We start from the raw sequence: 17,915 nt of genomic DNA, 5'->3' as shown, positions 1-17,915 counted from the left end.
TCGTCGCGGGGAAAATCAGCGTTGTCGTCGAGTACGGCGTGTAGTGGAGTACGGCGTGTAGGGGAGTACGGCGTGTCGGCAGGTACGGCGATTCGTCGGATACCGGCGTTCGTCGGATACCGGCGTGTATCGGGCACCGGCGGTTCACGCCAGCGCGCTGCTACGGGAGCGCGCTGCCACGGTACGCGATGTCAGGGAAACGCGGAGTGCACGTGGACACCGGCCGCGATCAGGCCGGCCCGGCCTTGTAGCCGACACCGCGCACGGTGACGACGATCTCGGGACGTTCCGGATCCTTCTCGATCTTGGCGCGGAGGCGCTGCACGTGCACGTTGACCAGGCGCGTGTCGGCGGCGTGCCGGTAGCCCCAGACCTGCTCCAGCAGCACCTCGCGGGTGAACACCTGGCGGGGCTTGCGGGCCAGCGCCACGAGCAGGTCGAACTCCAGCGGCGTCAGCGGGATGTGCCGGTCGCCGCGTTTGACCGAGTGGCCGGCGACGTCGATGGTGATGTCCCCGATCTGCAGGGTCTCCGGCGCGGGTTCGTCGGTGCGCCGCAGGCGCGCGCGTACGCGCGCCACCAGCTCCTTGGGCTTGAAGGGCTTGACGATGTAGTCGTCGGCGCCCGACTCCAGGCCGAGGACGACGTCCACGGTGTCGCTCTTGGCGGTCAGCATGACGATCGGCACGCCGGACTCGGCGCGGATCTGGCGGCAGACGTCGATGCCGTCCGCCCCGGGAAGCATCAGGTCGAGCAGCACGAGGTCCGGCCGGGTCTCCCGGAACGCCTCGAGCGCCTTGTCGCCGTCGTGGACGAACGAAGGTTCGAAGCCCTCGCCCCTCAGCACGATGCCGAGCATCTCGGCGAGCGCGAGATCGTCGTCGACGACCAGTACACGTCCTCTCATGGCCCTCATCGTCACAAAGTCGGGGTTCGGTGGAGTGAGTGCTTTCCGTCCTGGCCAGGGCTGACAGGTGCCGGCTCCAGCGAGACGTCGGATGAAAAGTACTCGGCGGCGCGATGCTCCGGCCCCACCTCGCCAGGGAGAGATATGCCTTGGCGTGCAAGGTTACCCGCGTTTGCGTCGTACATGGCTCTCCCGGGATCCGAGGGGCGGCACGGAATTGTATGGGCGCCCCCCGAAACCGGCGCAAGGTCGCCCGGGACAGGCCTGATTCGGCGTCCGCGCACGCCGTAGTACCCCAGACCGACACGCTCCGGGCCGGTGACGGCAATCGCGGCACCGCGCCCGTGACAGGATGACCTGACCGGTGGTCGTCGACGCGGCCCGGACGGGGCCCGGGACGCGCCGGGCACACCCTCGCCAGAGATCGCAGGAGCCGAGATGCCGGGACCGGACGGCTGGGACGACGACGTGGACGCACTCGACGTGCAGGGCGTCCCGTTCCGCCCCATGTCCATCTCGGAGATGCTGGACGGCGCGATCGCCGGTATCCGGCGGCGTCCGCGCACCTCGCTCGGGCTGTCGGTGGCGATCAGCACGGTCATCCAGGTGACGAGCTCGATCGCCGCGTATTTCTTCATCGGCGACGAGGCGCGCGACGAGGTCACCCCGGACGTGCTGATGGAGTCGCTCGGCGCGCAGCTCACGCTGACGTTTCTGGGGCTCGTGCTGTCCGCGTACGGGATTTTGCTGCTGTCGGGATTGCTGGCACCGATCCTGGGCCGCGAGCTGGTGGGCATGCCGATCGCGCCCAGGCAGGCGTGGCGCGACGCCCGTCCGAGGCTTGGCCGGCTGGCCGCCACCGCCGCGGCCGTCATGGGGATCTCGCTGGGCGCGCTGGTCTTGCCGATCGTGCCGTTCTTCCTACTGATCGCTGCCGACGCGAATCCCGGATTCGCCGTGGCCGCCGGGATTCTGGGGTTCCCCATCGGCATTGGGCTGATGGTCTGGCTTTATCTTCTGTTCGTCTTGGCCGTTCCAGCGGTCGTGATGGAGCGGCAGACCGTCGGTGGCGCGCTTCGCCGGGCGGTGACACTGTCCAAGGGCCGCTGGTTCCGGACGTGCGGGACACTTCTGCTCGCTTTGCTCGTCACCGTGTTCATGGGTTTTTTCGCGCTGCGGATCCCGTTCCTGTTCGTGCAGTTGATTTTCTTCGGTGACTCTTCTGGCAGCGGTTCGACGATGGCCGCGCTCGCCGTGGACACGGTCGGGCGGATCGTGAGCTGGTCGGTGGTGCTGCCGTTCGACGCCGGCGTGATCGCGTTGCTCTACATGGACCGGCGGATGCGCCGCGAGGGCTTCGATCTGGAGCTGCGCACCAGGGGACGTTCCGCGGCCGCCATCTCGGCGGAGCGGCAAGGCCGGACCGCCGACGGCCTCGACGGCACCGGCCAGGACGGCACCGACCAGGGCGAAGGTTTCATCGACCTGTGGCGGACCGGCCCGCTACCGGCACGTCCGGAGACGGGGGCGCATCCATGACCGTGTTCACATCCATGCCGTTCATTTCCATGTCCCCCTCCATGTCCCCCATGTCGCTCGATCCGGTCGGCCGCGACGAGGCCCGCGAGATGGCCCGCCGCGAGCTGGAGAAGCAGATCTACCAGCGCGACAAGCCGTCCTGGCTGGAACGCGTCTGGGACGACTTCTCCGAGTGGCTGCAGGACCTGTTCAGCCAGACGGCCCGCCCGGAGGCGCAGGGCAGCGGCGGCGGGTGGGTGTCGATCGTCGTGATCGCGCTCATCGTCGTCGTCGTGATCGCGCTGGTCGCGTGGCTAATGCGGGGCCGCGGGAACCCGCGCTCCCGGACCGACCCCCTCCTGGAGGGCGAGCCGTCGACGGCGCTCGACCACCGGGACGCGGCGGAACGGCACGCGGCGGCGGGGCAGTGGCCCGAGGCGATCCGCGAACGGCTCCGCGCCGTGGCCCGCGACCTTGAGGAGCGCGCGGTGCTGTCGGCGCGTCCGGGACGTACCGCCGACGAGCTGGCCGCCGAGGCGGGCGAGGCCGTGCCCGAGCTGGCCGGCGAGCTGCGCGCCGGTGTGCGGATCTTCGACGACGTCTGGTACGGCGACCGTCCCGGCACCGCCGAGGGGTACGCGCGGGTCAGGGACCTGGACGACAGGCTGCGGGCGGCGCGGCCGAAACCGCTGCAGGACGACGACCTCACGCTCGCCGGAGCCGGCGAGGACGGAGGCCTCCGATGGTGACGCAGACCCCGCCCCCAAGCACACTGGCCGGGCGGAGCGGACAGAACGGGCGCGGACAGAACGGGCGCGGACAGAACGGGCGGGGCGCGGAGCCGTCCGCGCGGCAGGTCGCGGGGCGCCGCTGGCGGTCGGCACGCGGCGTGGTGGCGGTGATCCTCGCGATGGTCGTGATCGCGGTGATCCTGGCGGCGCTGCGGCCCTCGACCTCGCCGCAGGCGCTCGACCCGACGTCGCCGAAGCAGGACGGCAGCAGGGCGCTCGCGGAGATCCTGCGGCAGAACGGGACGCCGGTGTCGGTGGCCAGGCACGCGGACGACGCCGTCCGGCAGGCCGGCCCGGGGACGGTCATGGTGGTGACCCGCACCGAGCGGCTCACCGGGGAGGACCTGACCCTCCTGTCCGCCGCGCGGGCCGATCTGCTGCTCGTCCGGCCCACGTCGTTCGCGCTGGCCGACCTGGCCCCGCGCGTCCGCAAGGACGGCCCGACCTTCGAGGACGCCGACGAGCCGGGCTGTTCGCTGCGGGCCGCCACGCTCGCGGGCCCGGTCGCCCTCCACGAGTCGGAGACGTACGACGTGACGGGCTCCGTCACGGAGTGTTACAAGACCGAGTACGGCAGCTCCAGGGTCGTCCAGGTGCGGAACGTCGCCAACACCGTCACCGTGCTGGGCTCCGCCTCGCCGCTGACGAACGAGCGTCTCACCGAGGAGGGCAACGCGGCGCTGGCGATGAACCTGCTCGCCACGACCGGCACCGGTGCGGCTTCCTCGGTGGTATGGCTCGTCCCCGACATGCCGGAGGACGGCGCGGGCGCCGGGCAGCAGTCGCTCGGTGATCTGCTGCCGTTCGGCGTCAAGCTGTTCATACTGCAGCTGCTGGTCGCGGTGCTGCTGGTCGCCCTGTGGCGGAGCCGCCGCCTCGGCCCGGTCGTGGCGGAGGCGCTGCCGGTCGTCGTACGCTCCGCCGAGACGGTCGAGGGGCGCGCCCGCCTCTACCGCGCCGGGCACGCCCGCGACCGGGCCTCGGACGCGTTGCGCTCGGGGTCGCGCGAACGTCTCGTCCCGCTGCTCGGGCTCCCCCGCAGCAGTGCGCAGGATCCCTCCGCCGCGCAGGAGATCGTCTCGGCGGTCGCCCACCGCACGCCCTACGACGAGACGTACGTCGGCGCGGCCCTGTACGGTCCTGAACCCTTGGACGACGCCGGGCTCATCGCCCTCAGCGACGTCCTCGACGACCTGGAAAGGCAGGTACGCCAGTCTTGAACCACCCAGTAGAGCTCGGGAAGGACGACGTGCCCGGCGGCATGGGCGCCGGAAGCGCCGCGAGTGCCGTGAGCGGCACTCCGCCGGGCGGGATGTCCGAGGAGACACGGCGGCAGGCCGAGACGGCCCGCGCGGCGCTCACGGCGCTGCGCGGTGAGATCGCCAAGACGGTCGTCGGCCAGGATTCCGTCGTGACCGGCTTGGTCATCGCGCTGCTCTGCCGCGGCCACGTGCTGCTGGAGGGCGTCCCCGGTACGGCGAAGACGCTGCTCATCAAGACGCTGTCACGCGCCCTCGACCTGGATTTCAAGCGCGTCCAGTTCACTCCTGACCTGATGCCCGGTGATGTGACCGGATCGCTGGTGTACGACAACAGGACCGCGGAGTTCGAGTTCCGCGAGGGTCCCGTCTTCACCAACCTTCTGCTCGCCGACGAGATCAACCGGACGCCGCCGAAGACGCAGGCTTCCCTTCTGGAGGCCATGGAGGAACGGCAGGTTTCGGTGGAGGGCGCCGCGCGCGCTCTGCCCGACCCGTTCGTGGTGTGCGCGACGCAGAACCCGATCGAGTACGAGGGCACCTACCCTCTGCCCGAGGCCCAGCTCGACCGGTTCCTGGTCAAGCTGACCGTGCCCGTCCCCACCCGGGACGAAGAGATCTCCATGATTCAGCGGCACGCGGCCGGTTTCGACCCGCGTGACCTGTCGGAGGTGCAGGCCGTCGCGGGCGCGGACGAACTCGCCGCCGGACGGGCCGCGGTCAGGGCCGTCCACCTCGACCCCAAGGTCGCCGCGTACGTCGTGGACCTGTGCCGCGCCACCCGGCAGTCCCCGTCGCTCCAGCTCGGCGTTTCCCCGCGCGGTGCGACGGCGCTGCTGGCCACGTCCCGTGCCTGGGCGTGGCTGTCGGGCCGCGACTACGTGACGCCGGACGATGTGAAGGCGCTGGCCCGGCCGACGCTGCGGCACCGCGTCCAGCTCCGTCCCGAGGCGGAGCTGGAGGGCGCGACGGCCGACGGCGTGCTGGAGGGCATCCTCGCCCACGTCCCCGCCCCGCGCTGATGGCGCTGACCGGACGCCTGGGGCTGCTGGCACTGCTCGGCGCGCTCGTCCCGCTGGTGGCGCCGAGCTGGTGGGCGCTGTTCGCGGTGTGGGGCGTCCTGCTGCTCGGTGTCGTCGCCGACCTCGCGCTGGCGGGGAACGTGCGGGCGTTGCGCTTCAACCGCGTGGGCGACACCAACGTCCGTCTCGGTGAGACGGCCGAGGTGTCGCTGATCGTGGAGAACCTCGGCAGGCGGCGCCTGAAAGCGCGCCTGCGGGACGTGTGGCCGCCCAGCGCCGGTGCCACTCCCCGCATGGTCAAGGTGAACGTCCCCGCCGGGGAACGGCGCCGCGTCGAGATGACGCTGACGCCGACCCGCCGCGGCGACCGGAAGGCCGTCACCGTCGTGGTCCGCTCTGTCGGACCGCTCGGGCTGGCCGCGCGGCAGCTTTCACGTCCCGCGCCCTGGACGGTCCGCGCCCTGCCGGCGTTTCCGTCGCGCCGCCACCTTCCCTCCAAGCTCGCACGGCTGCGTGAGCTGACCGGCGCGCACGTGGCCCTGATCCGCGGGCAGGGGACCGAGTTCGACTCGCTGCGCGAGTACGTGGACGGCGACGACGTCCGGTCCATCGACTGGCGGGCCACCGCGCGGCGCGGCGACATCGTCGTCCGGACGTGGCGTCCCGAACGCGACCGGCGGATCTACCTGGTGCTCGACACCGGCCGCACGTCCGCGGGCCGCGTCGGCGACATCCCGCGGCTCGACTGCTCGATGGACGCGGCGATGCTGCTCGGGGCCCTCGCGTCCCGCGCCGGTGACCGCGTCGACCTGCTCGCCTACGACCGGCGCGTCCGCACCCGCGTCGAGGGCGCGTCCCGCACGGACCTGCTGCCCGCGATGGTGCACGCCCTCGCGCCGCTGGAGCCGGAGCTGATCGAGTGCGACGCCGCCGGGATGGTGTCGACGCTGATGGCGCGCGTCCGGCAGCGGTGCCTGGTCGTCCTGCTCACCGAGCTGAACACCGCCGCGATGGAGGAGGGCCTGCTGCCGCTGCTGCCGCAGCTCACCGCCCGGCACCTCGTGATGATCGCCGCGGTGTCGGATCCGCGGGTCGGGGAGATGGCGGCCGGGCGCGGCGATCTCACGTCGGTGTACGACGCGGCCGCCGCCGAACGCGCCCGCGCCGAGCGCCGCCGCCTCACCGCCGAACTGCGCGGGCACGGCGTCGAGGTGGTGGACGCTCCGCCCGAGGAGATCGCCCCCGCCCTCGCCGACGCCTACCTCGCCCTCAAGGCGGCGGGCCGGCTCTGACTCCCGACGTCCGAGGAGGGCGGACGTCCGAGCAGAACGGCGATGAGCACGGCGCCGAGCACCAGGAGGGCGGCGGCGACCGTGAGCGCGAAGGAGAAGCCTTCCGTCGCGGCGCGCAGCGGGTCCGCGGAGACGGAACCGCCGCGGCGGGCGGCCAGACTGACCAGGACCGCCACCCCCACCGCACCGCCCACCTGCTGGACGGAGCTGAAGACGGCCGAGCCGAGCCCGGCGTCCTCCCCGGTGGTGCCCGTGACCGCCGCGACCGTCAGGGCGGGGAGGGCCAGGCCGCATCCCAGGCTGGTGACGAGCATGCCGGGCAGCACACCGGACGCGTAGCCGTCGCCCGGCGCCACCCCCGACAGCAGCAGGAGCCCGGCGGAGCCGATCAGGAACGAGGTGACCAGGGTCCGGCGCGCCCCCAAGCTGGTCACCGCGCGGGACGAGAGCCACATGCCCGCGAGGATCCCGACACCGTACGGCAGGTAGGCGACACCGGCCGTGAGCGGGCCGTATCCGAGCACGGTCTGCAGGTGGATCATCAGGAGGAAGGCCATCGCGAAGAAGGCCGCCGAGAACAGCAGAGTGGCGGCGTTGGCGACGGCGCGGGTCCGGAACGCCAGGAACGGCAGCGGGACGAGCGGCTCGACGGCGCGCCGCTCGACGGCGAGGAACGAGGCCGCCAGAACGGCGGCGAGGAGCATCGGCAAGATGACGCCCGCGTCGCCCCAGCCCGTCTCTCCGGCCTGGAGCAGCCCGTAGACCAGGGCCAGGACGGCGCCGGTGCCCAGGACGGCGCCCGGTACGTCCAGGCGTGCCCGGTGGGCGGCCCGGCTCTCGGCGACCAGCCGCGGCAGGACCGCCGGCGCCAGAACGGCCACGGGCAGGTTGATCAGGAAGATCCACCGCCAGCTGACAAGGCCGGTCAGCGCGCCGGAGATGACCAGGCCCGCCGTGCCGCCGAGACCGGCGATCCCGGCCCAGATGCCGAGTGCCCTGGCGCGTTCCCCGGAGCCGGGGAACAGCAGTGTGATCAGTGACAGCGCGGCCGGGCCCGCCATCGCCGCGCCCGCACCCTGCGCGAACCGTCCGGCCACCAGTTGCCAGCGACGCCTACTGGGTGCTGCCGCCGACTCTGGCGCTGTGGCTGCCCGCGGGGGTCGTCCACCGCACCGGGGCGACCCGCGACGCGGTGCTGTGCAGCCTCTATCTCGAACCGGACCGGTGCGCGCTGAACTGGACGGAACCCACGCCCGTCCGCGTGGACGGGCTGCTGGCCCACCTGATCGCCCACCTCGGCCGCGAGAACCTCGCCGACGACGTCCGGTTGCGGGCCGAGGCCGTCGTGCTGGACCTGCTGCATCCGCTGCCGTCCACACCCATCGACGTGCCGTATCCCGTCGATGAACGCGTGCGGGCCGTGGCCGACGCGCTGCTGGCCGATCCCGCGGATCCGCGGAGCCTCGACGCGCATGCACGGGCCGCCGGGGTGAGCAGGCGCACGCTGACGCGGCTGTTCGTCGGCGACACCGGCATGAGCTTCGACCGCTGGCGCACCCATATGCGGATGCGGGCCGCCCTGCCCCTCCTCGCGGAAGGACGGCCCGTCTCCCAGGCCGCGCACGCCGTGGGGTACGCGACGCCGAGCGCGTTCCTCGCGGCCTTCCGCCGGACGGTGGGGACCTCGCCGACGAGCTACCTCAACGGCGACGCCGGGTCCGGGACGGCGGCCGGCGGCCTGCTCGAACGCGCCCCCGGGCCGTGATCAGCCGGCTACCGGGGCGAGGTCGGGGCGCAGGTCGGCGTCGCCCGTTTCGCCCTGCCGGGTGGCGCGCCGCCCCAGGACGATCACGTAGCTGAGGAACGCGGCCTCGGCGAGCACGCCGATGCCGATGCGCAGCCAGGTGATGTGCACCCAGCCGGTGACGAATCCCTCGATGAGGCCGGACACCAGCAGGACGGCGACGAGGCCGATGGCGATGCTGACGGCGGCGCGTCCCTCCTCGGCGAGCGCCTGCCCTCGCCGGCGCGGACCCGGATCGATGATCGTCCAGCCGAGTTTCAGGCCCCCGGCGCAGGCCAGGTAGACGGCGGTGAGTTCCAGCAGGCCGTGCGGGAGGATCAGCCCGAAGAACACGTCGCCCTTGCCGTAGGCGAACATCAGTCCGCCGGTCAGGCCGAGGTTGACCTGGTTCAGCAGCAGCACGTACACCGTCGGGATGCCGAGCAGGATGCCGAATATCAGCGCGATCGCCGACACCCAGGCGTTGTTGACCCAGACCTGGAAGGCGAACGACGACGCCGAATGCTCGGTGTAGTAGTTCGCGAAGTCGTTCTCGACCAGTTCGCGGATCTCGTTCGGCGTCCCGATGCTCGCCTGCACTTCGGGGCTGTGCACGACCCAGATCGCCAGGGCCAATGACACCAGGTTGCCCAGGACGGCGCTGCCGAGCCACCACCACCGCATCCGGTAGGCGGCCGCCGGGAACGACACCGTCGCGAACCGTGTGACGTCCCGCCAGAGCGGCGCCTGGGCGCCGGCCACCGCCGCCCTGCCCCGCGCCACGAGCGACGACAGCCGTCCTACAAGCTGAGGGTCGGGTGAACTCGACCGGACCACCGACAGGTGCGTCGCCGTCCGCTGATAAAGCTCGACCAGTTCGTCGGCTTCCGCGCCTGTCAGCCTGCGGCCACGGTTGATGAGCCACTCAAGGCGCTGCCACTCGGCGTTATGCGCGGCCACGTAGGCGTCGACGTCCACCCAGGGAGACTAACGTCTTCTCCTAGCGGACCGGCAAAATGGACCCACCCCAGGCAATCGGAGGATCAGGACATGGCTGAACTCGTCACCGGCGAGGCCGTCGCGCTCGACATCAGGGTCGCGCGCCTGGCCAGCCGTGGCTGCGCCATACTGCTCGACCTGATCTTCCAGCTGGTCCTGCTGAACATCGCGGTCTACATGACGGCGATGACGGCGCTCGTCGCGGACGACGCGTGGACGGTCGGGCTGACGCTGCTCGCGGTCATCGCCGTCCTGGTCGGCTATCCGTGCGTGTTCGAGACGCTGTCGCGGGGCCGGACGCTGGGGAAGATGGCCGTCGGGCTCCGGGTCGTCGCCGACGACGGCGGGCCGATCCGGTTCCGGCAGGCCCTCGTGCGGGCGCTGGCGGGGGTCATCGAGTTCTGGACGCTCTACGGCTCGCCCGCGCTGATCACCTCGTTCTGCAACCGGCGCGGCAAGCGGCTCGGTGACCTGTTCGCCGGGACGGTCGTCATCCAGGAGCGGGCCCAGTCGGGGTTCTTCGGTCCCGTGGCGGTGATGCCGCCGCAGCTCGTCTGGTGGGCCCGCTCGCTGGAGCTGTCGATGCTGTCGGACGAGACGGCGATGACGGCGCGGCAGTACCTGTCGCGTTTCTGGGAGCTGCTGCCGGAGGTCCGCGACTCGCTGGGGCAGCGGATCGCGTCGCAGGTCGTCGAGGTGGTGAGCCCGCCCCCGCCGCCGGGCGTGCGCCCGGAGATCCTGCTGTCGGCCGTCCTCGCCGAGCGCCGCCACCGTGAGGAGTGGCGGCTGGCCCAGCGCCGCGCCCGCCGCATGCAGCGCTTCGGCTGGGCGCCCTGGGCGCCCGCCTCCGCCGCGGCGCCCGTCCCGGCCGTGGCGATGGCCGGGCCTCCGCCGGGCGGACCGGCGCGTCAGGGGCCGCCGGCTCCGCCGCCGTTCAGCGCCCCCGTTCCGGGGCAGCCGCAGTTCCTGCCTCCGTCCGAGTATGGCGCCGGGCCCTACCAGAACGTCCTGAACGCCCCTCGTCCGCCCGTCAGCGGCCCGTACCCGGCTGGCCCCCGCCCGGCAGGCGGCCCGGCGCCTGGCGGCCCGTACCCGCCCGCTGAGGGCCCTCCCCCGCGCAACCCGTACCCGCCCGGCCGCTGAGCGCGAGCTGAGGCCCTGGAGGGCCGGCCGCGGCCGGCCCTCGTGTCAGCGGCCTTGGAAGTCCGGGGGGCGGTTCTCCAGGAAGGCGGTGATGCCTTCCTTGGCGTCCTCGGTGGCGGCGAGTTCGACCAGCTCGCCCAGCAGGTGGGCCACCTGGTCCTCCAAGGGGCGGCCTTCGACGGCGAAGAAGGCGTCGCGTCCCCGGCGCAGTCCGAGCGGGCTCTTGGACGCGATGACGCCCGCCAGCTCGTCCACGCGGGCGTCCAGGTCCGCGCGCGGGACGACCTCGGTGACCAGGCCGATCTCGCGGCCCTCGGCGGCGGTGACGCGGGAGCCGGTGTAGTAGAGCTTGAACGCGTGCTTGGGAGCGACGTTCCGGTTGATGATCGCCATGATCATCATGGGCCAGAGGCCGACGTTGACCTCGGGGGTGGCGAGCTTGACGTCGTCGGCGGCGATCACGAGATCACACGCGGCGGCCAGGCCCAGGCCGCCCGCGACGGCGTGCCCGGCGAGGCGGGCGATGATGGGTTTGCCCAGTTTCGGGAACGCGGTGAACAGGCGGAACGGCGCGCTCTCACGAATCGCGTCCGGTGCGGCGAGGCCGTTGGCGCCCAGCCCGCCGAGGTCGGCGCCCGCGCAGAACGCCCGATCGCCCGAGCCGGTCAGGACGATGACGCGGACGTCCGGGTCGGTCTTGGCTCGTTCGAACGCGTCCAGCAGGTCGTCGATCATCCGGTCGCTGAGGGCGTTGCGCGCCTCGGGCCGGTTCAGGGTGATCCGGGCGACGTGGTCCGCGACCTCGTACAGGATCGTTTCGTACATGCCTCAGCCCGTTCCCCGGCGGCGCGACGACATCGGTCTCCGCGAGCGCGCCGCCGCCTTGCCGCACCGCGCCCGCGGAGAGGCCGACACTACAGGCGCTCGATGATCGTGGCGTTGGCCTGGCCGCCGCCCTCGCACATGGTCTGGAGGCCGTAGCGGGTGCCGGTGCGCTCAAGCTCGTGCAGCAGCTTGGTCATCAGGATGCCGCCGGTGGCGCCGAGCGGGTGGCCGAGGGCGATCGCGCCGCCGTTCGGGTTGGTCTTCTCCAGGGACGCGCCGGTGTCCTTGGCCCAGGCCAGCGGCACCGGGGCGAACGCCTCGTTCACCTCGAAGACGTCGATGTCGTCGATCTTCAGGCCGCCGCGCGAGAGGGCCTTCTCGGTGGCGGGGATCGGGCCGGTCAGCATATAGACCGGGTCCGAGCCGCACACGGCGAGGGTGTGGATGCGGGCGCGGGGCGTCAGGTTGTGCTGCTTGACGGCCTCTTCGGACGCGATGAGCAGCGCGGACGCGCCGACGGAGATCTGCGAGGCGACGGCGGCGGTGAGGTCCCAGCCCTCGCGGAGGGGCTGCAGGCCCGCCATCTTCTCCAGGGTGGTGTCGGGGCGGGCGCCCTCGTCCTTGGACAGGCCGGCGATCGGGGCGATCTCGCGGTCGTAGTAGCCGGCGTCGATGGCCTTGCTGGCGCGCTGGTGGCTCTCCAGGGCGAACTCTTCGAGGTCCTGGCGCTTGAAGCCCCACTTCTCGCACATCAGCTGCGCGCCTCGGAACTGGGAGATCTCCTGCTGGCCGTACCGCTCGGCCCAGCCGTCGCCGAACGGGAAGGGCATGCCCTTCTCCAGCGCCATCGCGACGGAGGAGCCCATCGGGACGACGGCCATCTGCTCGACGCCGGACGCGACGACGAGGTCCTGGGTGCCCGACAGGACGCCCTGCGCGGCGAAGTGGATCGCCTGCTGGGACGATCCGCACTGCCGGTCGATGGTCACGCCGGGCACGGTGTCCGGCAGGCCCGCCGACAGCCACGCGGTGCGCGCGATGTCGAGGGACTGCGGGCCGACCTGCATGACACAGCCCATGATCACGTCTTCGACCGCGGAGGGGTCGACGCCGGTGCGGTTGACGAGCTCCTTGAGCACGTGGGCCCCGAGGTCGGCGGGGTGGACGTCCTTCAGGGCGCCCTTCTTGGTACCGACGGGGGTACGGACCGCGCCGACGATGTACGCCTCGGCCACTACGCCTCCAAAATTTGGGGTTCCGTCCCGAAACCGAGTGAGATTCGGTCAGTCAGTATGAGATTACATCGCTCGCGATGCAACGCCATGTGAGCTGGGTCTCGGCATCGAGCATTTTCATCGATCCATCGCGAGAGCACTCATGCGCGGCGTCCGGTCGGCTCGGGTCCGGGGCCCAGGATCTCGCCGTCCGCCTCGTCCCCGAGGGACGCCTCCGCAAGCCTCGCCAGGACGTCCGCCAGTTCCGGGTGCTCCTCGGGCGACCAGCCCTCCACATGCCGGGCCAGGCCCTCGCGGCGCGCGGTGAAGAGCCGCTCGGCGACGGCCCGTCCGGAACCGGTGATGGCGAGCGTCCCGTCCCGGCGCCGGACGTACCCGGCGTCGACGAGCCGGTCGACGTAAGGGCGGCCGTGTTCGATCGCGACGCCGGCGCGTTCGGCGAGTTCCCGGCCCGTGACCGTCACGTCCTTGGCGATCCGGCACAGCGCCCAGACGCTGCCGGCCGGAAGCCCGACCCCGGACCGCGCGCCCAGCCGCTCGTAGAGTTCGAGCGCCTTCGGGTCCTTGCGCATGAGTTCGCTCAACGCCCGCTCCATCTCGTGCCTGGACGAACGGACGGTCGGCGCCGCGCCGAAGCCCTCGCCGTAGTCACGCGTCTGCGACGTCGCCCGGAGCGGAACCTCACGCAGGAACCACGTCAGCACGAACCCGACCGCCGCCACTGGGACGGCCCACAGGAACACCGAGTCGATCGACTGCGCGTAAGCGTGCAGGACGCCCTGCTGCACCTCGGCGGGGTACCGGTCGAGCAGCTGAGGGTTGCCCTGGACGGCCGACGGGTCGAAGCCAGGGGGCAGGACAGGCGCCAGATCCTCCACGTGGGCGGCGAGACGGTTGCTGAAGACCGAGCCGAACACCGCGACGCCGAACGACCCGCCGATCTGCCGGAAGAACGTGACGCCGGACGTGGCGGCGCCGAGGTCCCGGTACGACACGGCGTTCTGGACGGCGATGACGAGCACCTGCATCACCAGGCCGAGCCCGAAGCCGAGCAGCGCGAACCGCAGGCTCATCGACAGCGTCGACGCGTTCTCGTCCAGCCGCGAGCACAGGTACAGCGCCAGCGCGATGATCGGGGTACCGGCCACCGGGAAGATCTTGTAGCGGCCGAACCGGCTGATCAGCTGCCCCGAGCCGATCGAGCTGACCAGCATGCCGAGCATCATCGGCAGCAGGTGCACCCCGGACAGCGTGGGCGAGACGCCGTGCACCACCTGCAGGAAGATCGGCAGGAACGTCAGCGCGCCGAACATCGCGAACCCGACCGCGAAGCTGATGGCCGAACCGAGCGAGAACACCGAGTCCGCCAGCAGCCGCGGCGGCATGATCGGCTCGGCGGCACGGCGCTCGACGAGCAGCCACACCCCGATCAGGACGGCGGAGGCCACGACCAGCCCGACGATCGGCGCGGAGAGCCAGTCGTAGCGCGTCCCGGCCCAGGTCGTCGCAAGGACCAGGCCGACGGCCCAGCCGACGATCAGCACCGTCCCCAGGTAGTCGATGCGGTGCCGTTCGCGCTCCCCGGTCGAGGGCAGCACCGCCGCGATGACCAGCAGCGCCAGGATGCCGATCGGCACGTTGATGTAGAACACCCAGTGCCACGACAGGTTGTCGACGAACCAGCCGCCGAGCAGCGGGCCGCACACGCTCGCCACACCGAAGACGGCACCGAACAGCCCCTGGTAGCGGCCGCGTTCACGCGGCGGCACGACATCCCCGACGATCGCGACGGCGAGGACCATCAGCCCGCCGCCGCCGAGACCCTGCAGGGCGCGGAACACGATCAGCTCCGTCATGTCCCGCGCGAGGCCGCACAGCGCCGACCCGACCAGGAAGATCACGATCGAGGTCTGGAACAGCCGCTTGCGCCCGTACTGGTCGCCGAGCTTGCCCCACAGCGGCGTCGAGGCCGTCGCGGCGAGCAGGTACGCCGTCACGATCCACGCCAGGTGGTTGAGCCCGCCGAGGTCGCTGACGATCGTCGGCAGCGCCGTGGCCACGATCGTCTGGTCCAGCGCCGCCAGCAGCATGGCGAGCATGAGGGCGCCGAGGACGACGTACAGGTCCCTGCCCTTGGGCATGGCCTGCTCGTCCTGCGCCACCACGTCCGCCGTCATGCCGCCCCCGCCCCTCTGCCGTACGCGAACGGGGGAGGTCTACCCGTGAGCCGGACGAGATCACCCGCCCGGCACCGGACGCGGCCGCGGGCGGGTCAGCCCATGATGTCGCGGGCGACCTTCGCCGCACCGAGCGCCGCCGCGCCGCCGGCGACCCCCATGGCCCCCGCCGTGACCCACAGCGGCAGCCCCGGACGGGTCTTCGCGCCGCTCATGAGGTCGAGGGAGTCGACGGCGAGGCCCAGCCGCGCCCACAGCCGGCGTCCGGAGTCGTCCCCGCTGAGCAGGTAGCCGGCGCCGAGCGCGATCTCCCGGGCGGCGAACGCCCGGACCATGTAGTCGCGGCCCGGGTCGGCGCCGCCGCCCATGCCCATGGCCTTCACGGTCAGCCCGGGTGCGGCGAGCGCCGCGAGGCCGAGGGCGACCCGCCCGCGCGCCAGATTGGTCATCATGTCGTCGAGCCGGTCCCGGCCGTCTGTTTCCTTCGCATCTGCCACAAGGGCGAGGTTATCGGTGCCGCTCCCGGACCGAACCCGCGGGTAACCCTTTCCTTACACGTCTATCGTTCAGGGAGGCGGCCCTCTCCCCGGACAGATGAAGGTGACCATGGAAGGCATCCTCAGCCTCGTCGTCGTGTCACTGCTCGCCGCGTTCTGCGTGCGCTGGGCCGCGGTGCGCCTCCGGCTGCCCATGCCCACCCGGATCGCGGTGATCACCGTGTTCGTCCTGGTCGTGCTGGCGTTGTACGGACAGCACCTGGACACCTGACCCCGCCGGCGGGACGCCGGCGGCCGGGAGACGGACGCGCGGCGAATTTTGCGGCGGCGCCCGAACTTACCGCCTCGACGGAGAGTCATAACTGGCGAAACCGGCTTCACGCCCGTTCGACGCCCCCGCCGAGGCAGACGTGAGTCACCCGGATCGTCCGGGTGCACCAGGCCCCCCGGCCCTGGCCCCGCGCGGCGGACGCGAGCGACACCCCGTCCGGCGAAGCCGGCACGAGCCGAGGGAGACCCCAGTGCCGCACCCGGCGCCCGCGATCCAGGAGACCGGCGGTGCGATCGCCCCGCATCTGAGGCGACTGCTGGAGTTCGTCGAACCCGCCCGCGACGACGTGTGCCTGGACGTGGCGCGCGGCCACGGCCCGATGCCCGCCGCGCTCGGCCCGCAGGTGCGCCACATGACCGCCGTGGACGCGATGCCCGCGCCCGGCACGCACGGCACACCCGGCGGCGCCCAGGGCGCGCCCGGCGCCCACGACGCGCGCGGGACGCACGGGCGGACGTCCACGGTGGAGTTCGGGACGGGCCCGGTCCGGATCACCGGAGACGACCCGCCGCCGGCGTCCGAGACGCGCGAGGACCGCAGGCGGCATCCGGTCGGGCCGGACCAGACCACGATCAAGGCTGACGCCACCGCGCTGCCGTACAGGGACAACGCGTTCTCCCTGGTGACGGCCCGGTTCTCGCTCTACAACCTGGGCGACCCCGATCCGGTGCTGCGCGAGCTGCTGCGGGTGTGCCGGCCCGGCGGACGTCTGATCATCGCCGACCTGGTCCGCGGCAACCTCGCCGGGCCGGACCGTGACCGCATCCAGCGGCTCCGCGATCCCGACCATCCCGGGACCCCGTCCATCGCCCGCCTCACCGAGATGATCACGACGGCAGGCGGCAGCATCCGCCGCCTGGACGTGTTCACCGTGGAACGTCCCGTGGAGCCGTGGCTCGCCGGGTCCTGCGACGACGCGACCGCCGACCGCATCCGCGCCGCCCTCGCCGACGAGGTCGACGGCGGCCCGCGCACCGGCGCGAAACCCCGCATCATCGGCGGCGAACTCTGGTTCACCCAGTCGTGGGCTCACGTGGCCGCCGAACCCATTCCCTGAACACACGTTCACATGCGGCGTGTCGCCCTAATGGGCCTAATGGGCGCCTCCATAAGGGCGACACGCCGCAACTCAACGGTCAGGGGACGAGGACGGCGGCGCCGGTGAAGCGGTCCGCGGCCAGGTCGGCCAGTGCGCGGTCCGCCTCGTCCAGCGGGTAGGGGTGGGTGGTGACGGCCACGTTCAGGCGGGCGGCCAAGGTGAGGAACTCCTCGCCGTCCGCGCGCGTGTTCGCCGTCACCGACCGGACCTCACGCTCCTGGAACAGGTGCCGCTGGTAGTCGAGGGACGGGACGTCGCTCAGATGGATGCCCGCGACGGCGCACGTCCCGCCGCGGTCGAGGCGTTCCAGGGCGGCCGGGACGAGCGCACCCGCCGGGGCGAAGACGATCGCCGAGTCGAGCGGGGCGGGTGCGGGGTCGAAGGAGTCGCCCGCCCAGGACGCGCCCAGCTCACGCGCCAGTTCGCGGGCGGCGGGGCTGCGGGTGAAGACGTGCACGTCGGCGCCCTCGGCGACCGCGATCTGCGCGGCCAGGTGGGCGGAGCCGCCGAATCCCCAGATGCCGAGGCGCCCGCCGGGCGGGACGGCGGCGCGGCGCAGGGCGCGGTAGCCGATGATGCCCGCGCACAGCAGCGGCGCGGCCCGGACGTCGTCCAGCTCGGGCGGCAGCGCGTAGGCGTAGGCGTCCACGGCCAGGGCGTATTCGGCGTAGCCGCCGTGGGCGTCCCAGCCCGTGTAGACCGAGGACGGGCAGAGGTTCTCGGCGCCGCGGCGGCAGAAGCGGCACGCGCCGCACGTCCCGCGCAGCCAGGCGGCACCGACCCGGTCGCCGGGACCGTGCAGCGCGCCGGGGCCGGCGGCGACGACCTCCCCGACGATCTCGTGGCCGGGGGTCACGCCGGGCAGGTGGACGGGCAGGTCCCCCTCGGCGATGTGCAGGTCCGTCCGGCAGACTCCGCACGCCAGGACGCGCACGAGCAGCTCCCCCGGCCCCGGCGACTCACTGTCGCGGTCGGCGCGTTCGAGCGGGCCCGACGAGATCGGGGACGGGGTTCGCACCACCCACGCGCGCATGAGG

17 protein-coding genes are annotated in these 17,915 nt (G+C 72.4%); 9 read left to right on the top strand and 8 right to left on the bottom strand.

Annotation, left to right across the window (positions count from 1 at the left end; translation table 11 throughout):
- Positions 1 to 229: 229 nt before the first annotated feature.
- Positions 230 to 907 carry an MtrAB system response regulator MtrA gene (mtrA, locus tag ACTWPP_RS24820; RefSeq protein ID WP_021598338.1) on the bottom strand — a complete coding sequence of 226 codons (678 nt, stop codon included), beginning with the start codon at positions 905 to 907 and terminating at the stop codon, positions 230 to 232.
- A gap of 438 nt (positions 908 to 1,345) precedes the next feature.
- On the opposite strand from mtrA, the gene ACTWPP_RS24815 reads away from it, so the two are divergent.
- From ACTWPP_RS24815 to ACTWPP_RS24795, 5 genes are all read left to right on the top strand, one after another.
- Positions 1,346 to 2,446, top strand: a complete 1,101-nt coding sequence (locus tag ACTWPP_RS24815; protein ID WP_443106744.1) for a hypothetical protein — start codon at positions 1,346 to 1,348, stop codon at positions 2,444 to 2,446.
- A gap of 50 nt (positions 2,447 to 2,496) precedes the next feature.
- The gene (locus tag ACTWPP_RS24810; protein ID WP_443106743.1) at positions 2,497 to 3,174 is read left to right on the top strand and encodes a DUF4129 domain-containing protein; all 678 of its coding nucleotides are present in this window, start codon (positions 2,497 to 2,499) and stop codon (positions 3,172 to 3,174) included.
- On the top strand, positions 3,168 to 4,436 hold the full coding sequence (locus tag ACTWPP_RS24805; RefSeq protein ID WP_443106742.1) for a DUF4350 domain-containing protein: 1,269 nt from the start codon (positions 3,168 to 3,170) through the stop codon (positions 4,434 to 4,436). The genes ACTWPP_RS24810 and ACTWPP_RS24805 overlap by 7 nt, the downstream gene beginning before the upstream one ends.
- Before the next feature lie 92 nt (positions 4,437 to 4,528).
- On the top strand, positions 4,529 to 5,497 hold the full coding sequence (locus ACTWPP_RS24800; RefSeq protein ID WP_443106992.1) for an AAA family ATPase: 969 nt from the start codon (positions 4,529 to 4,531) through the stop codon (positions 5,495 to 5,497).
- A complete protein-coding gene (locus ACTWPP_RS24795; protein ID WP_443106741.1) occupies positions 5,497 to 6,789 on the top strand; it encodes a DUF58 domain-containing protein in 1,293 nt (430 codons plus the stop codon). The genes ACTWPP_RS24800 and ACTWPP_RS24795 overlap by 1 nt, the downstream gene beginning before the upstream one ends.
- On the opposite strand, the gene ACTWPP_RS24790 is transcribed toward ACTWPP_RS24795, so the two are convergent.
- Positions 6,756 to 7,886 carry an MFS transporter gene (locus tag ACTWPP_RS24790; protein ID WP_443106740.1) on the bottom strand — a complete coding sequence of 377 codons (1,131 nt, stop codon included), beginning with the start codon at positions 7,884 to 7,886 and terminating at the stop codon, positions 6,756 to 6,758. The genes ACTWPP_RS24795 and ACTWPP_RS24790 overlap by 34 nt on opposite strands.
- 23 nt (positions 7,887 to 7,909) lie before the next feature.
- On the opposite strand from ACTWPP_RS24790, the gene ACTWPP_RS24785 reads away from it, so the two are divergent.
- Positions 7,910 to 8,554 carry an AraC family transcriptional regulator gene (locus ACTWPP_RS24785; RefSeq protein WP_443106739.1) on the top strand — a complete coding sequence of 215 codons (645 nt, stop codon included), beginning with the start codon at positions 7,910 to 7,912 and terminating at the stop codon, positions 8,552 to 8,554.
- Here ACTWPP_RS24785 and ACTWPP_RS24780 read toward each other — a convergent pair whose 3' ends face one another.
- The gene (locus tag ACTWPP_RS24780; protein ID WP_443106738.1) at positions 8,555 to 9,550 is read right to left on the bottom strand and encodes a stage II sporulation protein M; all 996 of its coding nucleotides are present in this window, start codon (positions 9,548 to 9,550) and stop codon (positions 8,555 to 8,557) included.
- A gap of 72 nt (positions 9,551 to 9,622) precedes the next feature.
- Here ACTWPP_RS24780 and ACTWPP_RS24775 point away from each other — a divergent pair, with 72 nt between their 5' ends.
- Positions 9,623 to 10,714 (top strand): RDD family protein, encoded by a 1,092-nt coding sequence (locus ACTWPP_RS24775; protein WP_443106737.1) that lies wholly within the window; start codon positions 9,623 to 9,625, stop codon positions 10,712 to 10,714.
- 45 nt (positions 10,715 to 10,759) lie between these two features.
- Here the strand turns inward: ACTWPP_RS24775 and ACTWPP_RS24770 are convergent, their stop codons facing one another.
- From ACTWPP_RS24770 to ACTWPP_RS24755, 4 genes are all read right to left on the bottom strand, one after another.
- Positions 10,760 to 11,539: an enoyl-CoA hydratase/isomerase family protein gene (locus tag ACTWPP_RS24770; RefSeq protein WP_443106736.1), complete on the bottom strand. Its 780-nt coding sequence runs from the start codon at positions 11,537 to 11,539 to the stop codon at positions 10,760 to 10,762.
- Between the two features lie 89 nt (positions 11,540 to 11,628).
- Complete coding sequence (locus tag ACTWPP_RS24765) at positions 11,629 to 12,774, bottom strand: acetyl-CoA C-acetyltransferase (protein ID WP_443106735.1); 1,146 nt, start codon at positions 12,772 to 12,774, stop codon at positions 11,629 to 11,631.
- A gap of 140 nt (positions 12,775 to 12,914) precedes the next feature.
- Positions 12,915 to 14,951, bottom strand: coding sequence for an MFS transporter (locus ACTWPP_RS24760; protein ID WP_443106734.1), 2,037 nt, complete (start codon positions 14,949 to 14,951; stop codon positions 12,915 to 12,917).
- Positions 14,952 to 15,046: 95 nt separating this feature from the next.
- Positions 15,047 to 15,448 (bottom strand): hypothetical protein, encoded by a 402-nt coding sequence (locus ACTWPP_RS24755; protein WP_443106733.1) that lies wholly within the window; start codon positions 15,446 to 15,448, stop codon positions 15,047 to 15,049.
- A 109-nt stretch (positions 15,449 to 15,557) separates the two neighbouring features.
- Here ACTWPP_RS24755 and ACTWPP_RS24750 point away from each other — a divergent pair, with 109 nt between their 5' ends.
- Positions 15,558 to 15,719 (top strand): hypothetical protein, encoded by a 162-nt coding sequence (locus ACTWPP_RS24750; RefSeq protein ID WP_443106732.1) that lies wholly within the window; start codon positions 15,558 to 15,560, stop codon positions 15,717 to 15,719.
- A 250-nt stretch (positions 15,720 to 15,969) separates the two neighbouring features.
- A complete protein-coding gene (locus ACTWPP_RS24745; RefSeq protein ID WP_443106731.1) occupies positions 15,970 to 16,836 on the top strand; it encodes a class I SAM-dependent methyltransferase in 867 nt (288 codons plus the stop codon).
- A 79-nt stretch (positions 16,837 to 16,915) separates the two neighbouring features.
- Here ACTWPP_RS24745 and ACTWPP_RS24740 read toward each other — a convergent pair whose 3' ends face one another.
- Positions 16,916 to 17,911, bottom strand: a complete 996-nt coding sequence (locus ACTWPP_RS24740; RefSeq protein WP_443106730.1) for a zinc-dependent alcohol dehydrogenase family protein — start codon at positions 17,909 to 17,911, stop codon at positions 16,916 to 16,918.
- Positions 17,912 to 17,915: the final 4 nt, after the last annotated feature.

Origin of the sequence: Actinomadura sp. 3N407, from assembly GCF_052245875.1 — a bacterium.
Taxonomy (GTDB): domain Bacteria; phylum Actinomycetota; class Actinomycetes; order Streptosporangiales; family Streptosporangiaceae; genus Spirillospora.
The sequence above is the reverse complement of the archived record's forward strand: the minus strand, read 5'-3'. Positions and strand labels throughout refer to the sequence as shown.